The sequence below is a fragment of the Candidatus Latescibacterota bacterium genome, from assembly GCA_019038625.1.
Lineage (GTDB): Bacteria > Krumholzibacteriota > Krumholzibacteriia > Krumholzibacteriales > Krumholzibacteriaceae > JAGLYV01.
The window spans coordinates 1-3753 of record JAHOYU010000122.1; the positions used below are offsets into that span (position 1 = coordinate 1).

Annotated in this window: 3 protein-coding genes; 1 reads left to right on the top strand and 2 read right to left on the bottom strand. The window is 47.3% G+C overall.

Annotation, left to right across the window (positions count from 1 at the left end):
- The coding region (locus KOO63_09845) for a PAS domain S-box protein (protein ID MBU8922106.1) at positions 1–1597 on the bottom strand (1597 nt) is incomplete at its 3' end.
- Between the two features lie 134 nt (positions 1598–1731).
- A complete protein-coding gene (locus tag KOO63_09850; protein ID MBU8922107.1) occupies positions 1732–2112 on the bottom strand; it encodes a hypothetical protein in 381 nt (126 codons plus the stop codon).
- Between the two features lie 606 nt (positions 2113–2718).
- Here KOO63_09850 and KOO63_09855 point away from each other — a divergent pair.
- A partial coding sequence (locus KOO63_09855; protein MBU8922108.1) for a DUF3857 domain-containing protein occupies positions 2719–3753 on the top strand: 1035 nt, incomplete at its 3' end.

Below are 3753 nucleotides of genomic sequence, written 5' to 3' on the forward strand. Positions count from 1 at the left end.
CTATGAAGGGGCGTTCTTTGCGTGGACTCATATCGTGGATGGCGCGCGCGATAAGTTCTTTGCCCGTACCAGTTTCTCCGGTTATCATTACTGTGGAATCAGTCGCGGCGACTTTCGCCACGTGTGACATCACCGCGATTATCTCGGGGCTTTCTCCGATGACTGTTCCGTGTCCGAGAATCCTCACTTCTCTTCGCAGGATGACATTTTCGGCTTCGACATGATCTTTGAGTTGCTGTATCTCTGAGAATATATTTTTCAGGTCCTGTTCTGCCATTTTTCGGACCGTGAAATCCCTGGCAAACGCGAAGACTATCTCCCTGTCTCCGAATCTCGTGTATTCAAAGCTGATTTCGACAGGATATTCCCGGTTGGATTTAGTCCTGTGAACAGATTCTATGAGAGTACTATTCTTTTCTCTAAGTTCGGCCCACAGATTCGTCATCATTTCCCTGTCGTATTCAGGGTTGATATCCGTAATGGACATATCGAGGAGTTCCTCGCGTGAATATTCGAGTACGCGACATGCCTGGTCGTTCACATACTTGAACGTCAGATCCGGAGCGATCCAGAAGATCTCGTCTGCGGCACAGTCCACGGCAGTCTGCGTGATCATTAACTTTTCTTCGCTTTCTTTTCTTTCAGAGACATCCTGGCAGAAGGCGAAGAGATATTCTTTTCCTCTGAATTCGATGTAGTTAGCGCGAATCTCGACAGGATATAAAACTCCGGATTTTGTTCTGTGTGATGTTTCCATAAGAATATGTTTCTTACGCCTTACTTCATTCCATAATAGCTCCGTGCTCTCTGGAGTGAAGTTGGGATCGATGTCGCACATTGAAAGAGTCAGCAGATCCTCATGAGAATATCCCAGTTTTTTGCAGGCCTGTTCATTAGCGTATCCGAAGCTGTTATCCGGCCTGATCCAGTAAACTTCGTCGCCGGCGAGATCGACAGCGGTCAGAGTAAGCCTGATAGTCTCCTCTGCCTCCATCCTGTCGGTGATATCCCTTGAAGAACCAGTAACGACTATATCGTCTCCTTCACTGCGGATATCGATAGAGTGATAATGAAACCAGTGCCATTTCCCGCTGGCATCCCTGATCCGGTATATTTCGCTTATTGTATCGCCCTGTTTACAGTTCTGGATCGCCTTTTCCATGGTCGGTCTGTCGTCCGGGTGAATAGAATTGAAGAATAGAAATGGATCTTCATACAGTCTTTCGAGGGGGTACCCCAGGATAAGTTCGGCCTGTCTCGAAAAATAGAGCCCACCGCGGACCGTGGACCACTCGTGAAATATATCCGGAGCATTTTCTACCAGTTGTTGATAACGTTGCTCACTTTCTTCTACGGCCTGTCTGAACTCAATCGATTTCGCGATCTCGCACTCGAGACACTGGCTCGTCCTTAGAAGGTCCCTGCTTTTTTCCGAAATACGCTGGTTCAATTCATTGCAGACACGGTGCAACCTGATTTTCGATATAGCAAGGACGACTACGACAACAAGGAGGGTGATTACGATTCCCCACACGACCATACTACCAGCACCTGTCAGCGGAATCAGAGAAAAGAAAATCCTGCCCGTTAGTTTCACGACGATCCCTGGATTGCCAGAAACTGTCAGATTTAGATAGTAATTTGATAGTTACGTACTGTGTATATTATATCCCAATTTCACAATTCTTCAAGAGTCTGCCGTAAATCATGACTGATTTGACGTTGTGCCGACTATGATAGCGCTGGCTGACATGATTCTTCCGCGTTTCTACTCCCCATGATCTGAAACCTCACAGGTAGTGACCCGAAGTAGAGAAGCTGCCTACAGATACAGGCAAGTGTCCATTTCCCCTGGTATACTTTAACATCCTCTCCACAACAGGGACAGTTTATCCATACTGATTTACCCATGACTTTCTCTCCTTCAGGTTGTCCGGATGAAACGAATGAATGTTCTTCAGGGATGCTGTCTCTGCCGAGAAACTGCAGTCTTACCGGGGAAGGACCCAGATGCAGGATGTGTCCGCAGGAGCATACCAGAGTCCATTTTCCATAGTAGAGGTGGTTTTCTTTTCCACAGCAGGGGCAGAGTACGCGCACCGGTATGTTCATCGTATCCTCTCAGATGACAGATGTGGTGATCAGATTGATCAGAAAATAAGTGAAACAGCCTGTGCCATCAGACCTGTTCTGGCAGGTGAGTGGATATTCAGATCAAAAGAAGTAGCGCCGCGACAATCTTCTCGAATTGACACCCGATTAAATCAATAGAAGATTCAGCCGCTGTTGTCAGCCTTTGTTGTATTCAGTCATCCCTGACTTGAGGCCCGCAAGACCTCGATCCGTGAGGATCTTCATCCCGAAAAATCCCTGCTTCGTATCTACATGACGGTCTATTTGTATTGCAGAAAATGTGCCGAAATCGGTGTTTGTTAAAACAATTTTACAAGCAATTTATTAACTGCATGTTAGTCTTTATAACATTGATGTTGCCGAAGGACGGGTCCTTTCATCCGCCTCCGAAATATCGTGGAAACACGATAAGTCGAGGATTGTCCCACACGAATATTCCCGGTCGAGCTGAAAGTCTTTCCGGTATTTTTCCGGAGGAGATGACAGGAGGTGGTAAGATCAGGCTGTCTTGACAGTTTCCTGGATTTCCACTAGACTCACGCTTCAGGCCAGAATCATAAAGGTGTCTCAAAGGAGGTTGTTCCTGTGGAAAACCGTGTCTTGCGTCTATTCCCTCTCACTATATTTATTGTCACATTCCTTCTTTTAATGGCTGTTTCCGTATCCGGGACCGATGAATCGGGCAGGCCGCCTGGAGACATATCGACTCCGGATGTTTTTTCGAGAGTCGAAGATGCCGGTTCTTCAGAGTCCAATGGAGGTGCTGACTGGATAGTTGTTTACGACTATGCCAGGAACTTTGTCAAGCCGACAGGGGTCACATATGTCGAGAGTCATATCATCCATAAAATCCTTACGACCGCTGGATGCAGGGACAGATCCGTACTGGGTTGGAGTTATGACCCTCAAAGCAGCTATATAGAGGTCAAAGAGGTAAATGTCATAAGAGAAGGTAAAAAGATCCCTGTAGATGTTTCGATGGTCCATGACCTGCCGGCGCCCCAGAGAATGATTTATTGGAATGATCGCATAAAGACCCTTCAACTACCTGAACTCCTGGTAGGCGATGGAATCGAGATCAGGGTCTCCCGCAAGGGATTCACATATGCTCTTCTTGGAGATGGTCTTCACGGAGGCGAGACTGGAGCCGAGGGTGACGAACAGTATATTCCTCCGATGCCAGGCGAATATTTCGACATCGTATATTTTGACGAAGAAGTGCCGGTCATCGAAAAGCGATACGTTCTCAGTCTCCCATCTGATAAAAGGCTTCATTCCCAGGTCTACAACGGACCTCTTTACTCGGCCACCTCATATGATGAGGAGAGGACAGAGTATCAATGGTGGGGGCTGGATATACTTCCCCGTACTCACGAAGCAAACCAGCCGGACAAAAGTGACTTTGTCACAAAGGTCGTGATGGCGACTGCGGAGAGTTGGGAAGCGAAAAGCAGATGGTTTTTCGATGTGAATAAAAACCAGTTCGAGGTCACAGACGATATCAGAGAAAAAGTGGAAGAGATACTACGAGACGCGAGAGTGGAAAAAGCATCGGAAGAGAGGAGGGCTGAGGTCCTTCTGCACTGGGTCGCTCAGAACATACGATACAGCGGGCAGACG